The organism is Micromonospora sp. NBC_01740 (assembly GCF_035920365.1).
Lineage (GTDB): Bacteria > Actinomycetota > Actinomycetes > Mycobacteriales > Micromonosporaceae > Micromonospora > Micromonospora reichwaldensis.
This window is the reverse complement of record NZ_CP109150.1, coordinates 1683428-1708828: the sequence shown is the minus strand read 5'-3', so window position 1 is coordinate 1708828 and position 25401 is coordinate 1683428. Positions and strand designations below refer to the sequence as shown.

Below are 25401 nucleotides of genomic sequence, written 5' to 3'. Positions count from 1 at the left end.
GTCCCGGTCCGTGCCGTCGGGGCGGCACGAACGGTCAGGTGGTCCGGCTACGCAGCGTTGCCACGGTCGAGCCGGCGAGCGTGAGCAGGCACTCCGGCAGCAGCCCGTCGGCCGCCGCCGCGCCGAACAGCGCCTCGCCGGTGTCGTCGTCGGCGTTGGCGTACGCGCTCACGAAGCGCGCCACCCAGCGGGTGTCGTAGCCCGCCTCCTCGATGCCGGGGAAGTCCAGCGCGCACGTGCCCGGCGGCACCGGATCGCCGACCATGGTGGCGGCAAGACACCAGGCCACCCCGTACGCGCCGGCCAGGCCGGACCGGTCGACGACCGCGTCGAACGCCCCCGCCACCGCGTCGCCGTCCCCGGCCAGCGCCGAGCGGAGCACGGCGGTCGCGTCGTCAAGCGTCTGCTGTGGTGAGTCCGTCACCCACAGCACGGTAGAGGGGAGGGTCAAGCCATCCACCAGCGGTCACGCTCCGTAATCAGGGCGGGCGACCTGCGGATTGAGCCGCATCCGTGGTCCCGCCGCACGGCCCAGCACGCTAATGTGCGCAGCGGACCTTCGCCGGAGGAAGGACGACCATGTTCAAGTCACGCGCCTCGCGGGCGGCCACCCTGGCTGCCTGCGCGACGTTCCTGCTCGCCACGAGCGCCTGCGGGACCGAAGAGCCCGAGGAGGCGGCCACCCAACAGGTGCGCCTCTACGGCACCGACGGCAACATGCTGAACTCGTACCCTGCCGAGCTGAAGGACCGCGCCAGCCTGGTCGACGGCATGAAGGGCACCACGCCGCTCACGCCCCTGCCCGAGGACTTCAAGAACCGGCTCCGGTCCGTCGACCCGAAGCTGGGCGACTTCCTCTACTCCGCCGAGGCGTACGACGCGGTGGTGATCAGCGCGATCGCCGCCCAGCTCGCGGGCACGACGGATCCGGCCGCCATCGCGAAGCAGATCGTCGGGGTCACCAACGACGGGCAGCGCTGCGAACGGGTGGCGGAGTGCCTGACCCTGGCCCGCGCGGGCCGGGACGTGGAGTACCGCAGCGTCTCGCTGACCCGGGCCGGCTTCACCGACGCCGGCGAGCCGTCCACCGCGAGCTACGGCACGCTGCACTTCGACGGCCAGCGGCTCAACGACGGCAAGACGGAGTTCGTCGGGGCCGGGGACGAGTCGGCGGCGAGCACCAAGGCCCCGCCGAAGGCGAAGAAGCAGCGTGGCGGCCGGACCGACCGCAGCGACGGCTCGCCGCTGGTCCTGGGCGGCCTGCTGTCGCAGACCGGTGACCTGGCCCTCGCGTACCCGCCGATCTCCGCCGGCACCAAGCTGGCGATCAGGGAGATCAACGCGGCGGGCGGGGTGCTCGGCGAGCCGGTGGTCTGGATCGACGGCGACGACGGCACCAACCCGGCGGTCGCCAAGGCCACCGTGGCGAGGCACGTCGCGCAGAAGGTCCACGTCATCATCGGCGCCAGCGCCTCCGGCATCTCCCGCGCGGTGCTGCCCGACGTGGTGCAGGCCGGGAAGGTGCTGTTCTCCCCGTCGAACACCGATGCCAGCCTCACCGAGCTGGACGACAACGGCCTCTACTTCCGCACCGCCCCGCCGGACAGCCTCCAGGGCCGGGCGCTGGCCGACGTCATCCTCCGCGACGGCCCGCAGAAGATCGCCATCGTCGCCCGTAAGGACTCCTACGGCGAGGGCCTCCAGGGCACCGTCCGGGCCGAGTTGGAGCGGGCCGGCATCGGCGGTGACCGGCTCAAGCTGCTGACCTACGACCCGCCGGCGGACGCCAAGGCGAACCCGATCGACTTCGTCGCGGGCGCGAAGGAGATCAAGGACTTCGGCGCGGAGGCCGTGCTGGTCATCGGCTTCGCCGAGTCCGCAGAGGTGATCCGGGCCCTCGCGGACGCCGGGGTGCAGATCCGGCACTGAGTCACCACCCGTGGGACACGGACGGCCGCACCGGTGACCGGTGCGGCCGTCGTCTCGTCCGGGGCTCAGCGGGGGCGTCGCCGCTCGAGGAACTCCGTCATCCGCCGGTGCTTCTCCTCGTCCTCGAAGAGCACCGCCTGGCTGACCAGGTCGAGGTGCGGGTGCGCGGCGGCCGGCGCGTCGACCGCCAGCTTGGTCAGCCGCAGCGCCAGCGCGGACCCCTTCGCCATCTCGTCGAGCAGCCCATGCGCCGTGGGCAGCAGCTCGCCGGGCTCGGCCACCACCCGGTTGACGAGCCCGATCCGCAGCGCCTCCTCGGCGTCCACCCGCCGGCCGGTGAAGAGCAGTTCCTTGGCCCGGGCCTCCCCGACCAGCGCCGGCAGCCGGTGGGTGGCGCCCGCGCCGGCCAGGATCCCCAGCCGGACCTCCGGCTGGCCGAACACCGCCCGCGCCGTGCAGACCCGCAGATCGCAGGCGTACGCCAGCTCGGCGCCCCCGCCCAGCGCGGGCCCGTCCACGGCCGCCACGGTCGGCATCGGCAGCGCCCGGATCCGGGCGAAGGCCGCCGAGTTGATCGCCGCGAGGGCGTCCAGCCGGCCCCGCTCACGAAGCTGCCCGATGTCCGCCCCACCGGCGAAGATCCCCTCGGCGCCGCCGGTGAGCAGCAGCAGGCGGGGCCGCGCCTCCAGCTCCGCGCAGACCTGGTGCAGCTCGGCGATCAGGTCGGCGTCGATGGCGTTGCGCTTCTCCGGCCGGTCGAGCGTCACCACCAGCCGGTCCGGCTGCTCCTCGATCCGCAGCCCACTCATGAGCAGGCCCCCCTTCCGTTCGCGACTGCGGGGCTCGCAAGCTCACTCCTCACGCTCACCCGTGCCGACCCTCCGTTCGCGACTGCGGGGCTCGCAAGCTCACTCCTCACGCTCACGAGCGCACCCCGCCTTCCCAGCGGTAGAAGCCCTGGCCGGACTTCTTGCCCAGGCGGCCGGCGGCCACCATCTCCGCGAGCAGCGGCGGCGGGGCGAACCGGTCCCCGTACGCGGCCTGGAGGGTGCGCGCGATGTCGAGCCGCACGTCCAGCCCGACGATGTCCGTCAGCTCCAGCGGGCCGACCGGGTGCCGGTAGCCGAGCACCATCGCCTTGTCGATGTCGGCCGGGCTGGCCACCCCGTCGGCGACCATCCGGATGGCCTCCAGCCCGAGGGTGACCCCGAGCCGGGAGGTGGCGAAGCCGGGCATGTCGCGTACGACGACGGGGTCCTTGCCCAGCCGCCCGGCGAGCGCGACCGCCGCGGCGGTGGTCTCCTCGGCGGTGGCCGGGCCGACCACGACCTCCAGCAGGGCCATCGCCCAGACCGGGTTGAAGAAGTGCAGCCCGAGGAAGCGCTCGGGTCGGGCCAGCCCCTCGGCCAGCTCGGCGATCGGGATGCTGGAGGTGTTGCTGCCCAGCAGCGCCGGTCGCAGGGCCTCGGCCTCGCGCAGCACCGCCCGCTTCAGCTCCGGCCGCTCCGGTACGGCTTCGACCACGACGGCCGGCTCCTCGGCGACCTCGGCGAGCCCCGAGCGCAGCGTCACCCGCTGCCGGTTCGTCGCGGCCCGGTCGGCGTCCAGCTTGCCGCGCTCCACCGCCCTGTCCCACAGCTCCCCGAGTCGCTCGACGGCCGCCGCGCCCCGGGCCCGGTCCACCTCGACCAGCTCGACGGCGTGGCCGGCTCCGGCCGCCACGTACGCGATGCCGAGCCCCATCGTGCCGGCCCCGACGACGACAAAGCGGTCGCTCATGACGCCTCCCTGTCTCCGGTGGCGGGACGGGGTCGACCCGCGCCCCGCCGTCCGCTCCACTCGCTCATGGGCCCGACCCTATGCAGCGGCGATCTTCCCGGCATGCGTGGGGGCGCGCCGGATCGGGTACCACGGCACGCAACCGAGGGAAGGACGGCCCAGATGAGCCAGGCACCGGAGACCGTGCACGCCGCGGACGCGGCGGAGACCGTGGAGACCCGCGGGGACGAGCGGGTCGACCTGCTGCGCGCCGACACCAACAACGACGGCCGCACCGACGTCTGGGTGGTCGACACCGACGGGGACGGCAAGCCCGACCTGTTCCAGTTCGACACCGACGGGGACGGCAAGGTGGACATCACGATGGTCGACCTCGACGAGGACGGCACCCCGGACGAGGTGGTCGACGGCGACGGCGGCCTGCCGCCCGAGCAGCTCCCCCCGACCGTCCAGGTCTGACACCCGCGCCGGGTTCCCGCGTCCGGCGGGAATCCGGCGTCGGCGTCGGGGGGTCCGCGGTCGGGGCCGGTCGTCAGCCGGCGAGGCGCAGGGTCGCCAGGTAGTACGGCGCGTCCCGATCGTCCACGTCGGTCAGCCGCCAGTCGGTGCCCCGGACCAGCTCGGCCAGCTCGTCCGGGGAGCAGACCAGGTAGTCGAACCACTCGGTGCCCAGTTCCCGGTAGCGCAGTCGGAGCCGGAGCTGCCCACCGAACCGGCCCCGACGCCGGTTGCGCTCGTGGTAGCCCGTGTGGACCGGGTCCCGGGTGCCGTACGGGTCGGTGCCGTGGGCGATGACCTGTGCTCCCGGCCGGGCCAGCGCCGCCAGCGCGGCCAGCAGCGCCGGCCCGCGTTCCCGCCCCTCCAGCAGGCCCACGTTGTTGCCGAGCAGCAGGAACGTGTCGTAGCGGCAGCCGTCCGCCACGTGCGCGTCGACCGTGCCGTGCACCAGGTCGCGTACGCCCCGGCGGCGGCAGACGGCCAGCGCCCCGGCCGAGGTGTCCAGCCCGGTGACGGGCACGCCCCGTTCCTGGAGCAGCAGCGCGATCCGGCCCGCCCCGACGCCGACGTCCAGGGTCGCGCCCCGGACTTGGTCCACGGCCCGGTGGTCGTACGGCTGCCAGTCGGCCGGCCCGTCCAGGTAGTGCGCGGCGGGGGCGCCGTTGATGAGCCCGTCGTCCCGCTCGATGATCTCGATGACCGGTCGCGGCAGCCGCCCGCCGGCCAGCGGGCGGGGGCCGACCCCGGTGGCCACGGCGTACGCGTCGCGCAGCATCTCCCCGAACACGTCACCGATCCGTGGCTGTCCCGTCACGGGCTTCACGCTATCCGGCCGGTCAGTCAGCCGCACCGGCCGTATCCTTGGCGGGGTGACCACCCTGGACCGCCTCGGCGCGGAGAAGTACATCCTGCTCACGACGTTCCGCAAGGACGGTCGGGCGGTGCCGACCCCGGTCTGGGCGGTGCGCGACGGCGACGCGCTCTGGGTGTGGTCGGCGGCGGACGCCGGCAAGGTGAAGCGGATCCGGCGCAGCGGCGACGTCACGGTGGCCCCGTGCGACGTCCGGGGCCGCCCGCACGGCGAGGCGGTCGCCGCCCACGCGACCCTCTGCGACGCGGCCGGCACCCGGCGGGTACGTGAGCTGATCAAGCAGAAGTACCGGATGATCGGCCGGCTCAGCCTGCTCGGCAGCCGCCTGCGTCGCGGCGAGAGCGGCACGGTCGGCATCCGGGTCGTCCTCGCGGACCGGCCGCCGGCTGGCGCCTGATCCCACGCCCGTCGTCCGTACGCGGGCGGGGTCCGGACACGACGGAGGGCGGCGGACCATGTCCGCCGCCCTCCGTTCACACCCGTTTGTATCCCGGTCGGTCAGTCCCCCTGGCGCTGCTGGGGGATCTGTCCCTGCAACAGGGCCCTGACCTCCGATTCCCGGTACCGACGGTGTCCACCCAGCGTGCGGATGGCGCTGAGCTTGCCCGCCTTTGCCCACCGGGTCACCGTCTTCGGGTCGACACGGAACATCGACGCCACCTCGGCCGGTGTGAGTAGCGGCTCTGGTTCGTGCGTTCGCGATGCCATCGGTCACTCCTCCACATGTATAGACATCGGCCGGGGTCCCGCCGGTCGACGCGTCTCCCATGGTCCGGCTAGTCCCCGATGTCCGACATGGGCCGAACGGCCGAACGTCCCTAGACGGACGGATGAACCATGCCCGATTTATGCGACTTTTACACGGCAGAAAGTACCTTATTCGGACTCATGATCACGGTTCGTGATGCGTCGACTACGAACTCACCTCGGCATGGGAGCGCTCCCTGGGCGCTTTCGTACTAATTGCACCGTTCCAGCAACTGGATCGCCCGCCAGCGCGCGACCAGCTTGTCGTACGCCGCCGAGGCCTCCTCCGCCTCGCCCCGGGACAGCCCGGCGAGCCCGCTCGCCACCAGCTGGGGCGAGTCGTCGGCGGCCAGCGTCTCGTCCGACAGCAGCTCGACCAGGCCGCCGTAGTCCAGCTCCACCATCGAACGGGGGTGGAACTCCTCCAGCCAGCGGGCGGCCTCCTCGACCGCCTCCGTGATCGGCGCGTCGCCGATCGACTTGCGCAGCACCGACAGGGCCCGCGACGAACGCCGCCGCGCCTTGGAGATCTCCGTCCGGTAGTGCAGCGCCCGCCGCCCGGGGTGGGTCACGTGGTGCCGTTCCTCCGGGCCGAAGAGCACGAACCAGCGCAGCGGTACGCCCCACGTGGCGATCTGCTCGTGCACGCGCGGCACGCCGTGCTCCAGCACCCGCGCCCCGCTGCGCCAGTCCTCCACCACGGCCTTCGCCTGCCCGGCGAGCACCGGCGGCACGAACGCGTCGGCCAGCACCGGCGGCACCCCGTCGCGCGCGTTCAACGCCGCCTCGGCCACCCGGATGCGCAGGTTCCACGGGCAGACCAGCAGGGCCTCGTCGGTCTCCAGGACGTACGCCTCGTCCGGCAGGTCGGGCAGCCGGGTCCAGCCGGCGCCGAGCGCCTCCAGCACCGACGTCCGTTGCCGGCCCGGCCCCTCCACCGGTGCCACCGCCCGCCCCTGCTCGACGTAGCGCCGCCAGTACGCCTGGCGGTCCCGGTCGAAGGCGGTCAGCGGCTCGTACACGCGCAGGTATGAAGCGAAGAGCGACGGCACGGCGCGATCCTCCCACGAATTGGAACTCGGCCGTCGTCGGCAGCGCGATCACGCGTGCCGTGGGCGGCCGGACGGCGTCGGCCGATACTAGGCTCAGCGGCACCGGCAGCATCCCGCCGGCGGTCCACCGGTCCGCGTCCCACAAGGGCGCACCCCACACCAGGAGCGAGTCATGGGCGTATTCGCCACCACCGAAGACCCGGGGTCCAGCGGTCACGAACAGGTCGTGTTCTGCCAGGACAAGCAGACCGGCCTCAAGGCGATCATCGGCATCTACTCCACCGCGCTCGGCCCCGCGCTCGGTGGGACCCGGTTCTACCCGTACGCCAGCGAGTCCGACGCCCTCGCCGACGTGCTCGACCTCTCCCGGGGCATGGCCTACAAGAACGCCCTCGCCGGGCTGGACCTGGGCGGCGGCAAGGCGGTCATCTGGGGTGACCCCGAGCGGATCAAGAGCGAGGCGCTGCTGCGCGCGTACGGCCGCTTCGTGGAGTCCCTCGCCGGGCGCTACTACACCGCCTGCGACGTCGGCACCTACGTCGCCGACATGGACGTGATCGCCCGCGAGACCTCCTACGTCACGGGCCGCAGCGTCGAGCACGGCGGCGCCGGCGACTCCTCGATCCTCACCGCCTGGGGCGTGTTCCAGGGCATGCGGGCCGCGGCCGAGCACGTCTGGGGCGCCCCGACCCTCGCCGGCCGACGGGTCGGCGTGGCGGGCCTGGGCAAGGTCGGCAAGTACCTCGTCGGCCACCTGGTCGACGACGGCGCCGAGGTGGTGGCGACCGACGTCAACCCGAAGGCCCTCGAGTGGGCCCGCGCCACCCACCCGCAGGTCGCGCTGGTCGACGACGCCGCCGCGCTGGTCGCCGCCGACATCGACGTGTACGCCCCGTGCGCCCTGGGCGGCGCGCTCAACGACGACACGGTGCCGGCGCTGCGCGCCAAGGTGGTCGCCGGCGCGGCCAACAACCAGCTCGCCCACTCCGGCATCGAGAAGCTCCTCGCCGACCGCGGCATCCTCTACGCCCCGGACTACGTCGTGAACGCCGGCGGCGTGATCCAGGTGGCGGACGAGATCGAGGGCTTCAACTTCGACCGGGCCAAGCTGCGCGCGACCCGGATCTACGACACCACCCGGGAGATCCTGCGACTGGCCGACGCCGAGGGCGTGCCGCCGGCCGTGGCGGCGGACCGGCTGGCGGAGCGGCGGATGGCCGACGTCGGCCGGCTGCGCACGATCCACCTGCGCTGAGCGCCTCGGGGGCGGAGCGGTCGTTCCGCCCCCGGCCCGGCGGGTGGCCCGTCCCGTTAGGGTGGTTTCGCATGGCTCTGCCCGGTGTCACGGGCGCTCCCGGCGCCGCTCCTTACCGGGTACAATCGGTGACGGCCGGATGACCGCGACGCGCGGTGTCGGTCGACGGTAACCCGAGGTGCCGAACGGTGGCATCCCCATGTACCGTAAGAGCCACGAGAGATGCCTGACGTCATCGGGGCCCGCCTTCGGGCTGCCCCGCATTCTGTGCGAGGGGGTCGAGCCATGGGGCGCGGCCGTGCTAAGGCCAAGCAGACGAAGGTGGCGCGGGAGTTGAAGTACCACTCCCCGAACACCGACCTCACCGCCTTGCAGCGCGAACTGGCGGGTGCTGGTAAGTCTGAGCACAACTTCGACGACGACTACAAAGAGTATGTCGACGACGATGATGAGGATCACGCGGACGAAGACCCGGATCCCTGGGTACGTCCGCCCCGCTGACCTCCGGTAGCAGCTGAGCACGCGGTGATCGCCCGCGTGCTCACGCATGTGCCCATCGAAGCGGCGCCAAGACCGACGATCAGGGACCTGCCCCGCCCGGACAACCCTCCGGACGATCGGCAGGTCCCTGATCACGGTCTGTCTCAGCGGGGGCGGTTGTTCCAGTTGTAGAACGTCGGGATGTTCTCGAAGTGGTTCCAGGCGCACACGGCGCTCGCGCCGTCCCCGCCCGCCACCTCGGCCCGTAGTCGCCGCGCGGCCTCGGCCTCGTGGAGGAGTGCGGTGAGTCCCGGCGCGGCTTCCCGCACCCGGTCGGCGACCTCGTCCGGGGTGTCCGTCCTCCGGTCAGGATGCCGGTGACTGGTGGTCTCGGGCATGCTCCAACACTCCCTCCAGTAAGTGGATCTTGCTGTTGCGGCAGTGCGCGGTCTGCGTACCGTCGAAACGCCCCTGTTCGAAGTAGCGGTTGGCCGCGTGGCCGCCGCCGCAGAACCCGAAGTAGGGGCAGGACGCACGGCACGCCTCGACGCCGGCGAGGAACTCGCCGACCCAGGGCGTCCGGTCCGCATGGGCGAGGATCTCGACCAGCGGGGTGGCCAGCACGTTTCCGCTGCTGAAGTCGCCGTACCGGACATCGGTGAAGCCGGCCAGCTCCGGCGAGAGCACGGTCACCGAGCCGTCGTGGCCGACGGTCGGGATCGGGTCCAACCGCCGGGGAAGCAGGTCGTCGGCGCTGCCGTCGAGCACCGCCGCGGCGTACCGCAGCGACCACTCGACCTCGCGCAGGTGAATCCGGGGCTCCCGGCGCCAGGCCGCCACCAGCTCCGCCCAGAAGGCGGTCACCAGCCCCGCGTCGTGGGAGTTGTCGCGGAGGTTGACCCCCTCGGTCTCCTCGATGTTGACGCCCAGCACGTCACAGCCCAGGTCGAGGAAGTAGTCGTACAGCTCGGTGGCCAGGCCCGGCCCGGGGCGACCCACCACCGCCAGCGCCGAGAACGGCAGGCCGTGCCGGCGCAGCGCCGCCACCCCGCGCAGGATCCGGTCGTACGCGGGACCGCCGCCCCGGGTGACCCGGTCGCCGTTGCGTTCCCGCGGGCCGTCCACGCTCACGCTCACCCGCACCCCGTGCTCGACGAAGAACGCGCACCAGGCGTCGTCGATCAGCGTGGCGTTGGTCTGCACGTGGTGCTCGACCCCGGGCCCGAAGGGCGCGATCAGCGCGGCCAGGTGCTCCCGTCCGGCGGCCAGCGGCTCGCCGCCGTGCCACACCACCGAGAACCGGCCCGCCGCCGCCCACGGGTTGACCGACGCGGCCACCGCCTCGGCCACCGGCACCGGCATCCGCCGGTCGGCCGCGCGGAACGGCAGGTAGCAGTAGGCGCAGTCCAGGTTGCACAGGGTGGTGGGCTGCATGACCACGTACGAGGGGACGGCGGCCAGGCCGCGCATCCCGCTGAACGACAGTCCCCGAGCAGCCATTGCCCTCCTCCGCGCCTGAAGGGCTGTCGGGGAAACCGGGCAGGCGGCCCCGACAGCTCTGAGGGTGCCCTTCAGGCTAGGCGGCGACGGCCACTCGGGTGAAGCCCTGATCAGGTGCCCGTACGGTCACCGGGAGTCGATCAGCCCCGGGTGTGCTGGCCGACCATCTGCACGTTGCCGGAGCCCTCGATGATCTCGCCGGCCTGCCACGCGTCGACGCCCCGGCCCGTCAGGGTGGCCAGCGCGCGGTCCGCGTCCTCGGCGGAGACGATCGCGAACATGCCGACGCCCATGTTGAAGGTCGCCTCCATCTCCGGGTCCTCGATCCGCCCCTTGGACTGGATCAGGTCGAAGATCGGCTGCGGCTTCCAGGTGGACCGGTTGACGACCGCGTCGACGTGCTCGGGGAGCACCCGGACCAGGTTGCCGGGGATGCCGCCGCCGGTGACGTGGGCGATGGAGCGCACCTCGGCCTCGGCGATGAGCTTGAGGCAGTCCTGCGCGTAGATCTTCGTCGGGGTGAGCAGCTCCTCGCCGAGGGTGCGCTGCCGGCCGAAGTCGTCGATCACCACGTCGAGCCGCATCCGGCCGGCGCCCAGCAGCACGTGGCGCACCAGCGAGTAGCCGTTGGAGTGCAGGCCGGAGGAGCGCATCGCGATGACCACGTCGCCCACCTCGACCCGGTCCGGGCTGAGGATGTCGCTCTCCTCGACCACACCGACACCGGTGGCGGAGATGTCGTACTCGTCCGGGCGGAGCACGCCCGGGTGCTCGGCGGTCTCGCCGCCCAGCAGGGCGCAGCCGGCGTAGCGGCAGCCGTCGGCGATGCCGGCGCCGATCTCGGCGACCTTGTCCGGTACGACCTCGCCGGTGGCGATGTAGTCGAGCAGGAAGAGCGGCTCGGCGCCGCAGGCCACCAGGTCGTCGACGACCATCGCGACCAGGTCGATGCCGACCGTGTCGTGGATGTCCATCTGCTGCGCGATCACCAGCTTGGTGCCCACGCCGTCCGTGGACGAGGCCAGGATCGGGTTCTTGTACTTCTTCGTGTCCAGCCGGAACAGGCCGGCGAAGCCCCCCAGGTCGCCCATCACCTCGGGGCGTCGGGTCTGCTTCACCTTCGACTTGAGCAGCTCGACCGCGCGGTCGCCCGCCTCGATCGAGACGCCGGCGTCCGCGTACGAGACCGAGCGTTTGCGCGCCTGGCGGCCGGTGCCGGCCGTCCAGGGCTGGCGGTCGCCGCCGGCGCCGGACGGGCTGCTTCCTGCGCCGCTGCGCTCGGACACGTGCGTCACGGTTCTCCCCCTTGGTTCTGGCGCCGCGCCGGCGGTGGCCGGGCCGCGCCGGGTGGTGCTACGGGCGGTGTGTGGTCACGCCGCCCGGAGTGGCGACGAGCGGGGCGGTGTGCTCCGGAGTGTCGGCCGCCTGCGCGGCGACCCGCCGGCCCACCCCTTCGAGCACGTGCTTGCCGATCAGGTTGCCGGCGGGCAGCTCGATCGGGTATTCCCCGTCGAAGCACGCCCGGCACAGCCGGGTCTTCGGCTGCTCGGTGGCGGCGATCAGGCCCGGGAGCGACACGTAGCCGAGCGTGTCCGCCCCGATGGAGCGCCGGATGCCGTCGTTGTCCAGCCCGTTGGCCAGCAGCTCGGCGCGGGTGGCGAAGTCGATGCCGTAGAAGCACGGCCAGTTGACCGGCGGCGAGGAGATGCGCACGTGCACCTCCAGCGCGCCGGCCTCGCGCAGCATCCGCACGATCGCCCGCTGGGTGTTGCCGCGCACGATCGAGTCGTCGACCACGACCAGCCGCTTGCCCCGGACGTTCTCCCGCAGCGGGTTGAGCTTGAGCCGGATGCCGAGCTGGCGCAGCGTCTGCGACGGCTGGATGAAGGTGCGCCCGACGTACGGGTTCTTCATCAGGCCGGCGCCGTAGGTGATGCCCGACTCCTCGGCGTAGCCGATCGCGGCCGGGGTGCCGGACTCCGGCACCGGGATGACCAGGTCGGCCTCGACCGGGTGCTCCTTGGCCAGCTGGCGGCCGATCTGCACCCGGGCGGAGTGCACGTTGCGGCCGGCGATGGTGGCGTCCGGGCGGGCGATGTAGACGTACTCGAAGAGGCAGCCCTTGGGCTCCGGGGCGGCGAACCGGCTGGAGCGCAGGCCGTCCTCGTCGATCGCGATCAGCTCGCCGGGCTCGACCTCGCGGACCACGCTCGCGCCGACGATGTCCAGCGCGGCCGTCTCGCTGGCCACCACCCAGCCGCGCTCCAGACGGCCCAGCACCAGCGGGCGTACGCCGTGCGGGTCGCGGGCCGCGTAGAGGGTCGACTCGTCCATGAACACGAAGCTGAACGCGCCCCGCAGCCGCGGCAGCACCTCCAGCGCCGCCGCCTCGACCGACAGGTCCGGGCGGCTGGCCAGCAGCATCGTCACCAGGGAGGTGTCGTTGGTCGAGCCGTCGGCGACCAGGCCCCGCTCGGCGACCTCGCGCTGGAGCTCCGCGGTGTTGACCAGGTTGCCGTTGTGGGCCAGCGCGATGGTGGTGCCGGAGGTGGTGGACCGGATGGTCGGCTGGGCGTTCTCCCACGTCGAGCCGCCGGTGGTGGAGTAGCGGGCGTGCCCGATCGCCACGTGCCCGCGCAGGCTGGCCAGGGTCGGCTCGTCGAAGACCTGGGCGACCAGGCCGAGGTCCTTGTAGACCACGACGCCCGAGCCGTCGCTGACCGCGATGCCCGCGGCCTCCTGACCACGGTGCTGGAGGGCGTAGAGCCCGAAGTAGGTCAGGTTGGCGACCTCCTCCCCGGGCGCCCAGACGCCGAAGACGCCGCACGCGTCCTGGGGGCCTGGTCGTTGGGGATCAAGGTCGTGGCTCAGCCGGCCGTCGCCTCGGGGCACCTGCGCTCCCTCATGCTGATCTGGACCGGCCTTGCGGAATCACGCGGGGGGCGGATCCGCACTCCTCGGCCGGGACCACTGTCGTCGCCTGACAGTGTACGCGAATCCGTGTCGATACAGAAAGTCACGATCCGGCTCCGATGTGTGACCGGTCGATGCGTATCGCCCCAGCTAGAGCGGCAGGTGCGCGGAGAGGTCCGCTCGGATTCCACTCACCCGTACGCGACCCTGGGTGATCGCGTCGGCCCAGTCGAGCCGTCCGGTGGCCACCGCCAGCCAGGTCTCGGGCTCCATCTCGACGACGTTGGCGGGGGTGCCACGGGTGTGTCGGGGACCGGGAACGCACTGAACTGCGCCGTAAGGTGGGACCCGCACCTCCACCGATCGGCCGGGGGCGCGCTCCGCGAGGACGGTCAACAGGGCACGGACCGCCTCCCGGAGGACCGGCCGTTCGGGCGTACGCCCCTCGTCGAGCGCCGACAACGCCGCCGCGACCGCGGCGGACTTAGTGTGCGGAGAGGACACGACGGGACGATACGGCTTCAACGCGCCGCGCCTGACGCTGGCCCTGGGTCGCGCCGATCCGGTCAGACAAGGCATAGTTGCCGACGGCGTATTCGTACCGTGATGATCCCCGGCCCGGCGCCCCGCCGCCGAGGGAAGTCAGTCCGGAAGGGCGGTGGACGTGTCAACACACCGACGTGCCTGGAAGCAGCGGGCCGGTGTGGTCGTGGCGCTGGTTGTCGGCGCTCTGCTCGCCGTCCCCGCCACACCAGCCCTGGCCGCGGACGTCACCGTGTCGCCCGGCTCGGTCACCGTCAACGCCGGCAGCGACGCCGCCGTCACCGTGCAGGTGACCCCCCGCGAAGGCGACGAGAAGGTCAAGATCAGCCTCGCCGGCCTGCCGGGCGGCGTGAGCTGCGCGGGCGGCTGCGGAGAGATCGACGTCAACAACGACCGGCCGAGGTCCCAGCTGCTGCGGATCAGGGCCAGCGACAACGCCGGCGACGCCAACGTCACCGTGACGGTGGCGGCCGAGGGCGACAAGTCCGGCGCCGGCACCGCCACCTTCCAGCTCGGCGTCAAGGGCCGGGCCCAGCCGTCCCAGCCGCCCCAGACGCAGACCGTCAAGTCGGTCTCCGGCAAGGTGGTCGTGCAGGCGAACGGCAAGGCCGTGCCGAACGCCGTGGTCATGCTCCAGGACGGCGCCGGCAAGAAGATCGACACGATCAGCGACGACGACGGCAACTTCCGCTTCTCCGGCAACAGCGAGAAGCCGATCGCGCCCGGCCGGCTCGCCATCGGTGCCAGCGTCGGTGAGGTCTACGCCACCAAGAGCTTCGACGCGTCCGCCGGGCAGAGCGTCACCGGCCAGCGCATCGCGCTGGCGATCAAGGTCGAGACGACCCCGAGCCCCACCCCGTCGGCCAGCGAGGAGCCGCCCCCCTCCGACGAGCCCGTCGAGGAGACGCCCGAGGAGAGCACCGAGGCGACCCCGGGCGCGGCGGCCAACGCCAGCAACGAGGACTCCGGCGGCATGGGCTCCTGGCTGATCATCCTGCTCGGCGGCCTGCTCGTCGCCGCCGGTGTCGGCACCATCGTGCTGCTCCTGATGCGGCGCAAGGACAACGGCGACGAGGCCGACGACGACGCCCCGGCGGGCGCCGCGGCCGGCGCGGTCCCGGCGGCCCGCGGGGCGTTCCGCGGTGCGGACGACCAGACCCGGGTGGTCAACCGGGTCGGCACCACGCCGGATCCGACGATGGTGGGCGGCGCCGCGCTCAGCGACGCCCCGACGATGATGCACCGCCCCGTGGTCGACGACGTGCCGCCGGACCCGTACGGCGCTCCCCCGCAGCCCTACGGCGCGGCGGGCAACCAGCAGGGCTGGGGCGGCAGCGGCTACGGCGACGAGCCGGCCGGCGCGGGTGGCTACGGCGGTGCCGGCTACGGCAACGCTCCCGCCTCCGGCGGCGGCTACGGCAGCGGCAGCGGCGGCTACGGCAACGCGCCCTCGTCCGGGAGCGGCTACGGCAACGCTCCCGCCTCGGGCGGCGGCTACGGCAGCAACGACTACGGCGCTCCGGCAGGTGCGGCCGGCACGGCGGGTGCCGCGGGCTACCCGCCGGCGGGCGGCGGCCGGGGCCACGGCGAGCGGTACGACGAGCCGACCGGCCGCTACACCGGCGACGCCACCCAGTACCCGGCCCCGGCCGACCCGTACGCCACCGGCGTCTACCAGCCGGAGCAGGGTCAGGGCTACGGCCAGTCCGACCCGGGCGCGTACGGCCGGGGCGGCGAGCAGACCGGCGGTTACGACCAACCGGGCGGCGGCTACGAGCGGGGCGGCTACGGCCAGCCCGGTGGCTACGGTCAGGAGCCCCCGGCGCCACGCGGCGGCTACGGCCAGCCGGGCGGCTACGACCAGCCCACCTCGTACGACAACCAGGGCGGCTACGGCCAGGGTGGCTACGGTCAGGAGCCCCCGCAGCAGCGCGGCGGCTACGAGGACCGCGACGGCTACGGCCAGGGTGGCTACGGCCAGCCGGGCGGCTACGACGACCCGCAGACCGGTCGCGGTCGCCCGGACGGCCCACCGCAGCAGGACCGGGGTGGCCGCCGGCTGGACTGGCTGGACGACTGACCCGCTCGGGGGCCGGCCCCCGACGACAGCACCACGGCGAGGGCCGTCCGGATCTCCGGGCGGCCCTCGCGCCGTTCCGGCCCGCCCCGACCGGGTCGGACGCGCGGTCGCGGGGAGGTCAGGCGGCGGAGAAGACGCCCTGCCGCAGCACCGGGACCACGTCCGAGACGCCGACCCGGACGGCGACCTCCACGTCCCCGGCGAAGCCACCCTCGATGAGCTCCCGGCCGGACACGCTGCCGCAGACCGCGGCGGGCACGTCGGGGGTGCTGGCGAGCGCGGCCAGGGCCACGGCCGCCTCCACGGAGAGGCCGCCGGGCACACCCGACAGGGCGTCCAGCACGCAGGCCGCCCCGAGCTGGTCCTCCACGCAGGGGCGCAGGGAGCCGTCCGGCCAGCGCTCGCCCGAGGCGATCACGCCGATCGGCGCGTCCGTCGAGCCGTACCCCTGCTGGTCGAGCCAACGGCCGACGGCTTGCGCGTTACGCAGGCAGGCCGCGACCACCGGCAGCCCGGTGGCGCTGGCCGCCGCGCTGATCGCCGACCCGTTCGGCGACGGCAGCACCAGGTCGGCGACGACCGGTGCGGTGGTCAACGCCGCCGACGAGAGCGACCACGGATGTTCCGGGGTCGTCTGCCGGCGGCCCACCGCCGCGACCGCGCCGACCCGCCGCGCGTAGTCGGCGGCCTGCTCGCCCCACGGGAACGGGTGCACCCGCATGCCGCGCCCGACCGCGACGTCCACGGCGGTGGTGAACGACAGCACGTCCACCACCACCAGCACCGCGCACACCCGGCCCAGCTCGGCCGCCCCCGTCAACCCCCAGTCGAAGCGGGCGCCTGAACCGGGTTGGACGTGGACGGCCGCGGCCACCACCTCAGCGCTGACCAGGCTCGGTGTCGCCGGGCTCGGGAGCCGACGCCCCGCCGGCCTCGGCCGGCCGGTCGGCGGCCTCGGCCGCCGGCTGCTCCGGGCCGGGCACGACGGCCTCCGCCGGGGCTGCCGCCTCGGCCGGGGCCACCGGCTCGACGGCGCCGGTCGACGGGACCGGCCCGGCCGACGCGATCGGCTCGCTCACGACGGCCGACGGGTCCACCGGCTCCACGCCCGCCGATTCGGCGACGGGCAGCGGCACGGCCTCGACGGCACCCGCCACACCGGTGGCCGGCGCGGGCACCTCGACGACCCCCGCGCCCCCGAAGAGGCGCGGCAGCGTCTCGCCGTGCGCGGCGCGCAACTCGTCCAGGCCGATGCGGAACTGGCCGTGCACCTCCAGCGCGCCGCCGGTCGGGTCGGTGACGCCGATCAGCTCGAACGGCACGCCGCGCTCGGCGCAGAGGGCGGTGAACGCCTTCTCGTGGCCGCGCGGCACCGATACCAGGGCCCGGCCGGCGGACTCGCTGAACAGGTAGACGAACGGCATCGAGCCGCCGTCGAACCGCTCCGGCACCGCGATCCGGGCGCCGACGCCGCGCCGCAGGCAGGACTCCACCAGGCTCTGCGCGAGGCCGCCGTCGGAGAGGTCGTGCGCGGCGCTCAGGTGCCCGACCCGCGCGGCCTCCGCCAGCAGGTCGGCCAGGAGCCGCTCGCGGGCCAGGTCGACCTGCGGGGGTACGCCGCCGAGGTGCTCGTGGGTGACCCAGGCCCACTCCGAGCCGGAGAGCTCCACGTGCGTCTCGCCGAGCAGGAAGATCTGGTCGTGGTCGCCGCTCGGCCGGGGCACGAAGCCCATCGGCACCCGGTCGGCCACGTCGTCGAGCACGCCGAGCACACCGACCACCGGGGTCGGGTGGATCGGCGCCGCGCCCGTCTGGTTGTAGAAGCTGACGTTGCCGCCGGTGACCGGGATGCCCAGCTCGGCGCAGCCGTCGGCCAGGCCGCGGACGGCCTCGGCGAACTGCCACATCACGCCCGGGTCCTCCGGCGAGCCGAAGTTGAGGCAGTTGGTGACGGCGATCGGCTTCGCGCCGGTGACGGCCACGTTCCGGTACGCCTCGGCCAGGGCGAGCTTCGTGCCGTGGTACGGGTCGAGCCGCGCGTACCGGCCGTTGCCGTCCACCGACAGCGCCACGCCCAGCCCGGTCCGCTCGTCGATCCGGATCACGCCGGAGTCCTCCGGCTGGGCGAGCACGGTGTTGCCCAGCACGTAGCGGTCGTACTGCTCGGTGACCCAGGTCTTGTCGGCCAGGTTGGGCGACGCGATCATGCGCAGCACGGTCTCGCGCAGCGCCTCCGGGTCGGCCGGCCGGGGCAGCGTCTCCGCGCGGTCGGCCTGGAGCAGGATCAGGTCGGCCGGCTCGCGCATCGGGCGGGCGTAGACGGGACCGTCGTCGACCAGCGAGCCCGGCGGCACGTCCACCACGAGCTGGTCGTGCCAGGTGATCAGCAGCCGGCCCGGCTGGCCGTCCGGCGCCGGCGGGGTGACCTCGCCGATGGCGGTGGCCCAGACGCCCCACTTCTCGGCGGTCTTGAGCACCGCTTCGAGCTTCTCCGGCTCGACGACCAGCAGCATCCGCTCCTGGGACTCGCTGGCCAGGATCTCGTGCGGCTCCATCGAGGCCTCGCGCAGCGGCACGCGCTCCAGCCAGACCCGCATGCCGGTGCCGGCCGCCGCGGCGGTCTCGGTCAGCGCGCAGGTGAGGCCGGCGCCGCCGAGGTCCTGGATGCCGACGACCAGCCGGGCGTCGTAGAGCTCCAGGCACGCCTCGATGAGCAGCTTCTCCATGAACGGGTCGCCGACCTGCACCGACGGGCGGCGCTTCTCGCTGCCCTCGTCGAAGGTGGCGCTGGCCAGCACCGACACGCCGCCGATGCCGTCCCGGCCGGTCCTGGCGCCCATCAGCACGACGACGTTGCCCGGGCCGGCGGCGGCCTTGTTCTGGAGCCGGTCGACCGGCAGCACGCCGAGGCAGAGCGCGTTGACCAGCGGGTTGCCCTGGTAGCAGGGGTCGAAGACGACCTCGCCGCCGATGTTCGGCAGACCCAGGCAGTTGCCGTAGCCGCCGACGCCGGCGACCACGCCGGGCAGCACCCGGGCGGTGTCGGGGTGGTCGGCGGCGCCGAAGCGCAGCGGGTCCATCACCGCGACCGGGCGGGCGCCCATGGCGAGGATGTCCCGCACGATGCCGCCGACGCCGGTGGCCGCGCCCTGGTAGGGCTCGACGAAGCTCGGGTGGTTGTGCGACTCGACCTTGAAGGTCACCGCCAGCTCGTCGGAGACCTGCACGACGCCGGCGTTCTCACCGATGCCGGCGAGCAGCCGGTCGCTCGGCGGGGCCTTCTCGCCGAACTGCCGCAGGTGCACCTTGCTCGACTTGTAGGAGCAGTGCTCGCTCCACATGATCGAGTACATCGCCAGCTCGGCCTGGGTGGGCCGCCGGTCGAGGATGTGCCGGATCCGCTCGTACTCGTCGTCGCGGAGCCCCAGCTCGGCGTACGGCTGGAGTTCACCGGGGGTGTCCCCGGCGCGCGGCACGGTGTCCAGTCCGTCGGCCCAGTCGGCGGTCGCCGGCCCGGGACGCCCGGCCGGCGGCACGACGCCGGCCGGACGCGGCTCCACCGGCTGCGCCGGGGCGGCCGGGAAGGCCTCCGGGTTATCCCGTACCTCGTCCGGATGGGTGGTCATGACCTCTCCTCGCTGCGCTCGCGTCCGCCCGACGGGCGGGTGAGCCGACCGTTGATGCCGCGCACGGTCACGCCGGCGTCCCCACCAGGTGCTTGAGCACCGAGGTGAAGAAGCCGAGACCGTCCAGGGAGGGGCCCGTGAGCGCCTCCACCGCGTGCTCGGGATGCGGCATGATGCCGACCACGTTGCCGGCGGGGTTCGTGATCGCGGCGATGTCGCGCTGCGACCCGTTGGGGTTGCCGCCGACGTAGCGGGCGACCACCCGGCCCTCGGCTTCGAGCTGGTCCAGCGTCGCGGTGTCGGCGACGTAGCAGCCCTCGCCGTTCTTGACCGGGATCAGCACCTCCTGGCCGGGCTGGAACGCGTTGGTCCACGCGGTGCCGGCCGACTCGATGCGCAGGACCTGGTCGCGGTTGCGGAAGTGCAGGTGCTGGTTGCGGGTGAGCGCACCGGGCAGCAGGTGGGCCTCGCAGAGGATCTGGAAGCCGTTGCAGATGCCGAGCACGGGCAGGCCACCCCGGGCCGCGTCCACGATCGTCCCCATCACCGGGGCGAACCGGGCGATGGCGCCGCAGCGCAGGTAGTCGCCGTAGGAGAAGCCGCCGGGCAGGACGACGGCGTCCACCCCGTGCAGCTGCGGGTCACCGTGCCAGAGGCGGACCGGTTCGGCGCCCGCGATCCGGACGGCCCGGGCCGCGTCCCCGTCGTCGAGCGAGCCGGGGAAGGTGACCACACCCACCCGGGCGGTCACGAGCGTGCGTCCACGGTCTCGTCGGCCTCGGCCACGCGGACCGTGAAGTCCTCGATGACCGGGTTGGCGAGCAGCTTGTCGGCGATCTCCCGGGCCCGGTCCAGGTCCGGTTCACCGGTGAATTCGATCTCGATCCGCCTGCCGATCCGAACCGAGGCGACGTCGCTGACGCCGAGCCGGGGCAGCGCGTTTGCGACGGCCTGGCCCTGGGGATCGAGGATCTCGGGCTTGAGCATGACGTCGACGACGACGCGAGGCACTGGGCACTCCTGACTGTGTACGCAGTTGGGTGCCGACCCACAACGGGCGAGCGCAGCCAGCCTACCTGGCAGATACCGCCCCGGACGCACCGGCCGGACGCAGTTCAGGCGGTGATCGACATTCCCGGCGCGGGGCCCGGGGACCGATGCGGGTTCGTTGCGATCCCGATGCCCATCCGTTGCCGACCGACCCGTTTCGCCCCGCTCCGCCGGATCGTCGGGACACCGCCCGCCGCCCGGCCCGCCATACCGTCTCATCCATCATTTCCGATGGATCTCTTGTGAACGACATCTCAGGGGCCCTACCGTACATCGTCGTACGTCGATCGGTCGTCGGGCCACCCCGCCCGCCGGCCGACAGCTCGACCCGGTGAACCCGGGCCCCGTCCCCGAAGGAGCCCCCATGCGCATCCGATCCATGGTCGCGGTGCTGGCCACCGCAGCGGCCGGCCTGCTCGGCGCCAGCTCCGGCGCCCTCGCCGCCCCGGCCGGCCCACAGCCGATCATCGGCGGCAGCACCGTCTCGTCGGCCCCGTGGGCCGCCGCCGTGCTCAGCAACGGCTCGTTCACCTGCTCCGGCACGATCATCGCGCCGCAGTGGGTGCTCACCGCGCGGCACTGCGTGAACGGCACGATGTCCGTCCGGGTCGGCAGCGTCAACCGCACCTCCGGCGGCCAGACCCGCACCGTCAGCGCCAGCTACAGCCGGTACGACCTGGCCCTGCTGCGCCTGTCCAGCTCGGTGAGCACCTCGTACGTCACGCTCGCCAACAGCAACCCGCCGCTCAACTCGACCAACTCGATCTACGGCTGGGGCATGACCTGCTACAGCGGCTGCTCGGCCTCGACCCAGCTGAAGACCGCGTCGGTCCGGGTGACCAGCAACAGCGTCACCGACGCGTACGGCGGGCAGGCGATCCGGAGCACCCGGGTCAACGGCAACGCCTGGCGGGGCGACTCGGGCGGCCCGCAGTTCTACAACGGCGCGCAGGTCGGCGTCGCCTCCACCGCCGACGGCCAGAGCATCCAGAACTACGGCAGCGTCGCGTACAACCGGGCCTGGATCACCCAGACTGCCGGTGTCTGACGGTTAGCGCCGCGCCAGGCGCGGATGGTCGGCAGCGCGCCGGCCGTCCGCGCCGCGCCGTTTTGCAGCATCCGATCAGGTGAACACGGCTCACGATCGGGTGCGCGCAACCCTGAGACCATCGGAAACGTGCTGGTCGTGACGACGGAGCAACTACCCGGGTACGAAATCCGCCAGATCCTCGGCGAAGTGGTGTCATCAATGGCCAGGACGCGGAACCCATACCGCGAGGGGGTCAAGAACCTGCGCGGTGGCGCGTACGACCCGATGGCCCCGGACAACCTCACCCGGTGGCGTACGGACTCGGTGGCCCGGCTCGGCGAGGAGGCCCGCCGCATCGGCGCGAACGCCGTGGTGGGGATGCGCTTCGACAGCCGCGACTGCGGCGAGATGTGGATGGAGATCTGCGCGTACGGCACGGCCGTGGTCGTGGCGCCCAAGATGCCCGACGTCATGCCGCCCGACCAGCCGCTGGTCGCCGCGGAGACCGCGCACGACCCCGCCTTCGCCGAGTCCCCGGGTGGCATCGCCGAACCGGCGAGCGCCCCCAACCTCCGCTCGGCCGCCGAAACCCCCACCCGAGACTGACCCGACCCACCCCCTCCGGGGCGCTCCGGTCGGTTGATCATGAAGTTGTTGCCGCATTCATCGGCGTGTCACGACAACAACTTCATGATCAACGGCCCGGGAGGGACGGGCGGCGGGTGGGGTGGGGGTTGGTGGGTGGGGGTTAGAGGATGGGGGGTGGGGTGTAGGTGGCGGCCTCGGGGTGGGCGTCCACTACCGTGGCTATGCGGCGGGCGACCGCCTCGACCTGGGCCGGGGCTGCGCCGACGAAGGCGGTGCGGTCGGCGACGAGGGTGTCGATCTCGGCGCGGGTCAGGCCCAGGCGGCCGTCCTCCGCCAGGCGGTCGAAGAGGTCGTTCTCGGCGGCGCCCTTCTCGCGCATGGCCAGGGCCACCGCGACCGCGTGCTCCTTGATCGCCTCGTGGGCGACCTCACGGCCGACGCCGCGCCGGACCGCCGCCACCAGGATCTTCGTGGTGGCCAGGAACGGCAGGAAGCGCTCCAGCTCCCGGTTGACGACCGCCGGGTACGCTCCGAACTCGTCCAGCACGGTGAGGAAGGTCTGGAACAGCCCGTCGGCGGCGAAGAACGCGTCCGGCAGGGCGACCCGGCGGACGACCGAGCAGGAGACGTCCCCCTCGTTCCACTGGTCGCCGGCCAGCTCGCCGACCATCGACAGGTAACCCCGGATGATCACGGCAAAGCCGTTGACCCGCTCGCTGGAGCGGGTGTTCATCTTGTGCGGCATCGCGCTGGAACCCACCTGGCCCGGCTTGAAGCCCTCGGTGGCCAACTCCTGGCCGACCATCAGCCGGATGGTGGTCGCCAGCGACGACGGGGCGGCGGCGATCTGGGCGAGCGCGGCGAGCACCGCCAGGTCGATCGAGCGCGGGTAGACCTGGCCGACGCTGTCGAGCACGCGGGAGAACCCGAGGTGCCCGGCCACCCGGCGCTCCAGCTCGGCCACCTTGTCGGCGTCGCCGTCGAAGAGGTCGAGCTGGTCGGCGGCGGTGCCGACGGGGCCCTTGACGCCCCGCAGCGGGTACCAGTTGATCAGGTCGTCGAGCCGCTCGTACGCGATGAGCAGCTCCTCCGCGGCCGACGCGAAGCGCTTGCCCAGCGTGGTGGCCTGCGCCGCGACGTTGTGTGAGCGGCCGGTCATGACCAGGTCGGAGTGCTCGACGGCGAGCCGGGACAGCCGGGCGAGGGTGGCGACCACCCGGTCCCGGATCAGCTCCAGCGAACGGCGTACCTGGAGCTGCTCGACGTTCTCCGTGAGGTCACGGGAGGTCATCCCCTTGTGCACGTGCTCGTGCCCGGCGAGCGCGCTGAACTCCTCGATCCGGGCCTTCACGTCGTGCCGGGTGACCCGCTCCCGCTCGGCGATCGAGGCCAGGTCGACCTGGTCGAGCACCCCCTCGTACGCCTCGACCACGCCGTCGGGCACGGGGATGCCGAGGTCCCGCTGGGCCCGGAGCACGGCGAGCCAGAGCCGCCGCTCCATCCTGATCTTCTCCTCCGGCGACCAGAGGGCGACCAGTTCGGGTGAGGCGTACCGGTTGGCGAGCACGTTCGGGATCGTCGTCACGGCGCTCATTCTCCCGGACCCGCCCGCACCGCATCGGCAGGGTTGCCGGCTGGCTATGGTGATCACCCTGCTGAGCCGACTGACGGGAATGAGGAAGAGTGTCCAGACTAACCGGCAGGGTCGCCCTGGTCACCGGTGGTAGCCGCGGTATCGGCGCCGCCGTCGTACGCCGGCTGGCCGAGGACGGAGCCCACGTCGCGTTCACCTACCGCAGCGCGGAGGAGAGCGCGAAGGCCGTCGTCGCCGACATCACGTCGTACGGCCGCACCGGCCTGGCGATCCGCGCCGACAGCACCGACGGTACGGCGATCGTCGACGCGGTCGAGCGGACCGTCGCCGAACTGGGGCGGCTGGACATCCTGGTCAACAACGCCGGGGTGTTCTCGTCCGGGCCGATCGGACAGGTCGGCCTCGACGATCTCGACCGGGCCATCGCCGTCAACGTGCGCGGGGTGTACCTCGCCACCCAGGCGGCGGTACGCCACCTGCGCGACGGCGGGCGGATCGTCAACATCGGCAGCAGCTTCGCCAGCCGCGTACCGGCTCCCGGGGTGAGCGTCTATGCCATGACCAAGACCGCCGTCAACGGCCTGACCAGGGCGCTCGCCCGCGAACTCGGCCCGCGCGGGATCACCGTCAACCTGGTCCTGCCCGGCTCCACGGACACCGACATGAACCGCGCGGACAGCGCCGGCGCGGACGCCCAGCGGTCACACATCGCCCTCGGTCGCTACGGCACGCCGGAGGACGTGGCGGCGACGGTCAGCCACCTGGTGGGCGAGGGCGGCCGGCACATCACCGGCGCGTCGATCGCCATCGACGGCGGCGCCACCGCCTGACCCGGCGGGCGGATGCGAGACCCGGGCAAACGGCGTGGACCTGCCCCATCTGCCGGTCCGGCCGGATCGAGGCCGCGGCGCGAGCCTCGACCCGCGTCGGACCAGCGCGGCGCTGGATATACTCGGCAAGCGGAGGGTATATAGGGGGCGCGCAATGACCAAGATCCTGGTGGACGTCGATGACGAGGCGCTCGCCGACGCGGCTGCGGCTTTCGGCACCAAGACCAAGAAGGACACGGTGAACGTCGCGCTGCGGGAAGGGGCTGCCCGCCTCCGGCGCGCCCGCGCCCTCGCGGAACTCAGCGGGCGGGCCCAGGCCGGGGACTTCGACGAACTGCTCGACAAGAGCACGTACCGGTCGTGAGACTCGCCGACTACCTGGTCGACACCAGTGCGCTGGTCCGGCTGCTGCGCGACCCCGACACCCAGGCCCGATGGGAGCAGCCACTCACGGCCGGCCTGCTCGCGGTCTGCCCGCTGGTCGAACTGGAGTTCCTGTATTCGGCCCGCTCGCTGGCCGACCGCAGATGGCTGGGGGACCGGCTTCGCACGGTGTTCAACTGGGTGAGCATGCCGGACCGGATCTACGAGCGGGCGGCCGAGATCCAGGAGCAGCTCACCGCTCGGGGTACCCACCGGTCTGCCGGCGCCGTCGATCTGCTGATCGCGGCGACGGCCGAGTACCAGAGCCTCTCCCTGCTGCACTACGACCGTGACTTCGACCAGATCTCCGAGGTCACCGGTCAGCCCGTGCGATGGCTCGCCCCGGCAGGCACCATCAAGTAGGTACGGGGCGGCCGGTGAGGGCCCGCCACAACCCGGCGCACGCCTCCTCCTCGGTGTCGAACACCAGCCGGACGTCGTACCGTCCGCGCTCGTAGGCGCCGATCTCCCACCGCTCCCCCGCCGAGCGGCGCAGGAACCAGAAGTCGGGCGGGACCGGCACGTGCTCGTGCACGCCTTCCAGCTCGAATGCGTCCGGTGACATCCCGGTCGCCAGCAGGGCGTCACGCACCTCGTGCCGGTCCACTCCCCG

28 protein-coding genes are annotated in these 25401 nt (G+C 73.0%); 11 read left to right on the top strand and 17 right to left on the bottom strand.

All coding sequences use genetic code 11. From position 1 onward, the window contains the following. Window positions 1-34: 34 nt before the first annotated feature. Window positions 35-424: a hypothetical protein gene (locus OG989_RS08205; protein ID WP_151455699.1), complete on the bottom strand. Its 390-nt coding sequence runs from the start codon at window positions 422-424 to the stop codon at window positions 35-37. Window positions 425-579: 155 nt separating this feature from the next. On the opposite strand from OG989_RS08205, the gene OG989_RS08200 reads away from it, so the two are divergent. After that, window positions 580-1929 carry an ABC transporter substrate-binding protein gene (locus OG989_RS08200; RefSeq protein ID WP_327030160.1) on the top strand — a complete coding sequence of 450 codons (1350 nt, stop codon included), beginning with the start codon at window positions 580-582 and terminating at the stop codon, window positions 1927-1929. Between the two features lie 65 nt (window positions 1930-1994). On the opposite strand, the gene OG989_RS08195 is transcribed toward OG989_RS08200, so the two are convergent. Next, the gene (locus OG989_RS08195) at window positions 1995-2738 is read right to left on the bottom strand and encodes an enoyl-CoA hydratase/isomerase family protein (protein WP_151455701.1); all 744 of its coding nucleotides are present in this window, start codon (window positions 2736-2738) and stop codon (window positions 1995-1997) included. A 112-nt stretch (window positions 2739-2850) separates the two neighbouring features. After that, window positions 2851-3708 carry a 3-hydroxyacyl-CoA dehydrogenase family protein gene (locus tag OG989_RS08190; RefSeq protein ID WP_327030159.1) on the bottom strand — a complete coding sequence of 286 codons (858 nt, stop codon included), beginning with the start codon at window positions 3706-3708 and terminating at the stop codon, window positions 2851-2853. 162 nt (window positions 3709-3870) lie between these two features. On the opposite strand from OG989_RS08190, the gene OG989_RS08185 reads away from it, so the two are divergent. Beyond that, entirely contained in the window at window positions 3871-4167 is a 297-nt protein-coding gene (locus tag OG989_RS08185; RefSeq protein ID WP_151455703.1) for a hypothetical protein, read from the top strand. A gap of 73 nt (window positions 4168-4240) precedes the next feature. Here the strand turns inward: OG989_RS08185 and OG989_RS08180 are convergent, their stop codons facing one another. Then, the gene (locus tag OG989_RS08180; protein WP_327030158.1) at window positions 4241-5020 is read right to left on the bottom strand and encodes a class I SAM-dependent methyltransferase; all 780 of its coding nucleotides are present in this window, start codon (window positions 5018-5020) and stop codon (window positions 4241-4243) included. Window positions 5021-5075: 55 nt separating this feature from the next. Here OG989_RS08180 and OG989_RS08175 point away from each other — a divergent pair, with 55 nt between their 5' ends. Next, on the top strand, window positions 5076-5474 hold the full coding sequence (locus tag OG989_RS08175) for a PPOX class F420-dependent oxidoreductase (RefSeq protein WP_132235136.1): 399 nt from the start codon (window positions 5076-5078) through the stop codon (window positions 5472-5474). 101 nt (window positions 5475-5575) lie between these two features. Here OG989_RS08175 and OG989_RS08170 read toward each other — a convergent pair whose 3' ends face one another. Together OG989_RS08170 and OG989_RS08165 are read right to left on the bottom strand one after the other, a co-directional pair. Next, window positions 5576-5785, bottom strand: coding sequence for a BldC family transcriptional regulator (locus OG989_RS08170; protein WP_007073996.1), 210 nt, complete (start codon window positions 5783-5785; stop codon window positions 5576-5578). A 251-nt stretch (window positions 5786-6036) separates the two neighbouring features. Beyond that, window positions 6037-6876 (bottom strand): hypothetical protein, encoded by an 840-nt coding sequence (locus OG989_RS08165; protein WP_327030157.1) that lies wholly within the window; start codon window positions 6874-6876, stop codon window positions 6037-6039. A gap of 172 nt (window positions 6877-7048) precedes the next feature. Here OG989_RS08165 and OG989_RS08160 point away from each other — a divergent pair, with 172 nt between their 5' ends. Both OG989_RS08160 and OG989_RS08155 read left to right on the top strand, forming a co-directional pair. Then, window positions 7049-8131 (top strand): Glu/Leu/Phe/Val family dehydrogenase, encoded by a 1083-nt coding sequence (locus OG989_RS08160; RefSeq protein WP_151455706.1) that lies wholly within the window; start codon window positions 7049-7051, stop codon window positions 8129-8131. Window positions 8132-8416: 285 nt separating this feature from the next. Further along, on the top strand, window positions 8417-8632 hold the full coding sequence (locus tag OG989_RS08155; protein ID WP_089002617.1) for a DUF3073 domain-containing protein: 216 nt from the start codon (window positions 8417-8419) through the stop codon (window positions 8630-8632). A gap of 143 nt (window positions 8633-8775) precedes the next feature. Here the strand turns inward: OG989_RS08155 and amcA are convergent, their stop codons facing one another. The 5 genes from amcA to OG989_RS08130 form a co-directional block, all read right to left on the bottom strand. Beyond that, window positions 8776-9009 carry a multiple cyclophane-containing RiPP AmcA gene (gene amcA / locus OG989_RS08150; RefSeq protein WP_151455707.1) on the bottom strand — a complete coding sequence of 78 codons (234 nt, stop codon included), beginning with the start codon at window positions 9007-9009 and terminating at the stop codon, window positions 8776-8778. Next, window positions 8978-10081 carry a cyclophane-forming radical SAM peptide maturase AmcB gene (gene amcB / locus OG989_RS08145; protein WP_327031128.1) on the bottom strand — a complete coding sequence of 368 codons (1104 nt, stop codon included), beginning with the start codon at window positions 10079-10081 and terminating at the stop codon, window positions 8978-8980. The genes amcA and amcB overlap by 32 nt, the downstream gene beginning before the upstream one ends. 170 nt (window positions 10082-10251) lie before the next feature. Further along, entirely contained in the window at window positions 10252-11406 is a 1155-nt protein-coding gene (gene purM, locus OG989_RS08140; RefSeq protein ID WP_132235146.1) for a phosphoribosylformylglycinamidine cyclo-ligase, read from the bottom strand. 58 nt (window positions 11407-11464) lie between these two features. Next, window positions 11465-13003 (bottom strand): amidophosphoribosyltransferase, encoded by a 1539-nt coding sequence (gene purF, locus OG989_RS08135; RefSeq protein WP_132235148.1) that lies wholly within the window; start codon window positions 13001-13003, stop codon window positions 11465-11467. A 171-nt stretch (window positions 13004-13174) separates the two neighbouring features. Next, window positions 13175-13528: a sterol carrier family protein gene (locus OG989_RS08130; protein ID WP_225852315.1), complete on the bottom strand. Its 354-nt coding sequence runs from the start codon at window positions 13526-13528 to the stop codon at window positions 13175-13177. 160 nt (window positions 13529-13688) lie between these two features. Here OG989_RS08130 and OG989_RS08125 point away from each other — a divergent pair, with 160 nt between their 5' ends. Beyond that, on the top strand, window positions 13689-15647 hold the full coding sequence (locus OG989_RS08125) for a hypothetical protein (protein ID WP_327030156.1): 1959 nt from the start codon (window positions 13689-13691) through the stop codon (window positions 15645-15647). A gap of 118 nt (window positions 15648-15765) precedes the next feature. Here the strand turns inward: OG989_RS08125 and OG989_RS08120 are convergent, their stop codons facing one another. From OG989_RS08120 to purS, 4 genes are all read right to left on the bottom strand, one after another. Then, a complete protein-coding gene (locus OG989_RS08120) occupies window positions 15766-16521 on the bottom strand; it encodes a 2-phosphosulfolactate phosphatase (protein WP_151457116.1) in 756 nt (251 codons plus the stop codon). A 4-nt stretch (window positions 16522-16525) separates the two neighbouring features. Then, a complete protein-coding gene (gene purL / locus OG989_RS08115) occupies window positions 16526-19273 on the bottom strand; it encodes a phosphoribosylformylglycinamidine synthase subunit PurL (RefSeq protein WP_327030155.1) in 2748 nt (915 codons plus the stop codon). 67 nt (window positions 19274-19340) lie between these two features. Then, window positions 19341-20024 carry a phosphoribosylformylglycinamidine synthase subunit PurQ gene (gene purQ, locus OG989_RS08110; RefSeq protein ID WP_151457114.1) on the bottom strand — a complete coding sequence of 228 codons (684 nt, stop codon included), beginning with the start codon at window positions 20022-20024 and terminating at the stop codon, window positions 19341-19343. Then, window positions 20021-20284, bottom strand: coding sequence for a phosphoribosylformylglycinamidine synthase subunit PurS (gene purS / locus OG989_RS08105; RefSeq protein ID WP_121397234.1), 264 nt, complete (start codon window positions 20282-20284; stop codon window positions 20021-20023). The genes purQ and purS overlap by 4 nt, the downstream gene beginning before the upstream one ends. Window positions 20285-20687: 403 nt before the next feature. Between purS and OG989_RS08100 the strand changes: the two genes are divergently transcribed. Both OG989_RS08100 and OG989_RS08095 read left to right on the top strand, forming a co-directional pair. Beyond that, on the top strand, window positions 20688-21371 hold the full coding sequence (locus OG989_RS08100) for a S1 family peptidase (RefSeq protein WP_151457113.1): 684 nt from the start codon (window positions 20688-20690) through the stop codon (window positions 21369-21371). Between the two features lie 24 nt (window positions 21372-21395). Continuing rightward, on the top strand, window positions 21396-21959 hold the full coding sequence (locus OG989_RS08095; protein WP_311412114.1) for a YbjQ family protein: 564 nt from the start codon (window positions 21396-21398) through the stop codon (window positions 21957-21959). Window positions 21960-22101: 142 nt separating this feature from the next. On the opposite strand, the gene purB is transcribed toward OG989_RS08095, so the two are convergent. After that, window positions 22102-23526 (bottom strand): adenylosuccinate lyase, encoded by a 1425-nt coding sequence (gene purB, locus OG989_RS08090; protein ID WP_327030154.1) that lies wholly within the window; start codon window positions 23524-23526, stop codon window positions 22102-22104. 98 nt (window positions 23527-23624) lie between these two features. Here purB and OG989_RS08085 point away from each other — a divergent pair, with 98 nt between their 5' ends. The 3 genes from OG989_RS08085 to OG989_RS08075 all read left to right on the top strand — a co-directional run bounded on the left by OG989_RS08085 (window position 23625) and on the right by OG989_RS08075 (window position 25151). Then, on the top strand, window positions 23625-24365 hold the full coding sequence (locus OG989_RS08085) for an SDR family NAD(P)-dependent oxidoreductase (RefSeq protein WP_151455567.1): 741 nt from the start codon (window positions 23625-23627) through the stop codon (window positions 24363-24365). A gap of 154 nt (window positions 24366-24519) precedes the next feature. Next, window positions 24520-24729, top strand: coding sequence for a type II toxin-antitoxin system VapB family antitoxin (locus OG989_RS08080; protein ID WP_327030153.1), 210 nt, complete (start codon window positions 24520-24522; stop codon window positions 24727-24729). After that, window positions 24726-25151, top strand: a complete 426-nt coding sequence (locus tag OG989_RS08075) for a PIN domain nuclease (RefSeq protein WP_327030152.1) — start codon at window positions 24726-24728, stop codon at window positions 25149-25151. The genes OG989_RS08080 and OG989_RS08075 overlap by 4 nt, the downstream gene beginning before the upstream one ends. On the opposite strand, the gene OG989_RS08070 is transcribed toward OG989_RS08075, so the two are convergent. Further along, complete coding sequence (locus OG989_RS08070; RefSeq protein ID WP_327030151.1) at window positions 25144-25395, bottom strand: hypothetical protein; 252 nt, start codon at window positions 25393-25395, stop codon at window positions 25144-25146. The two genes, OG989_RS08075 and OG989_RS08070, sit on opposite strands and share 8 nt — an antisense overlap. Window positions 25396-25401 lie beyond the last annotated feature (6 nt).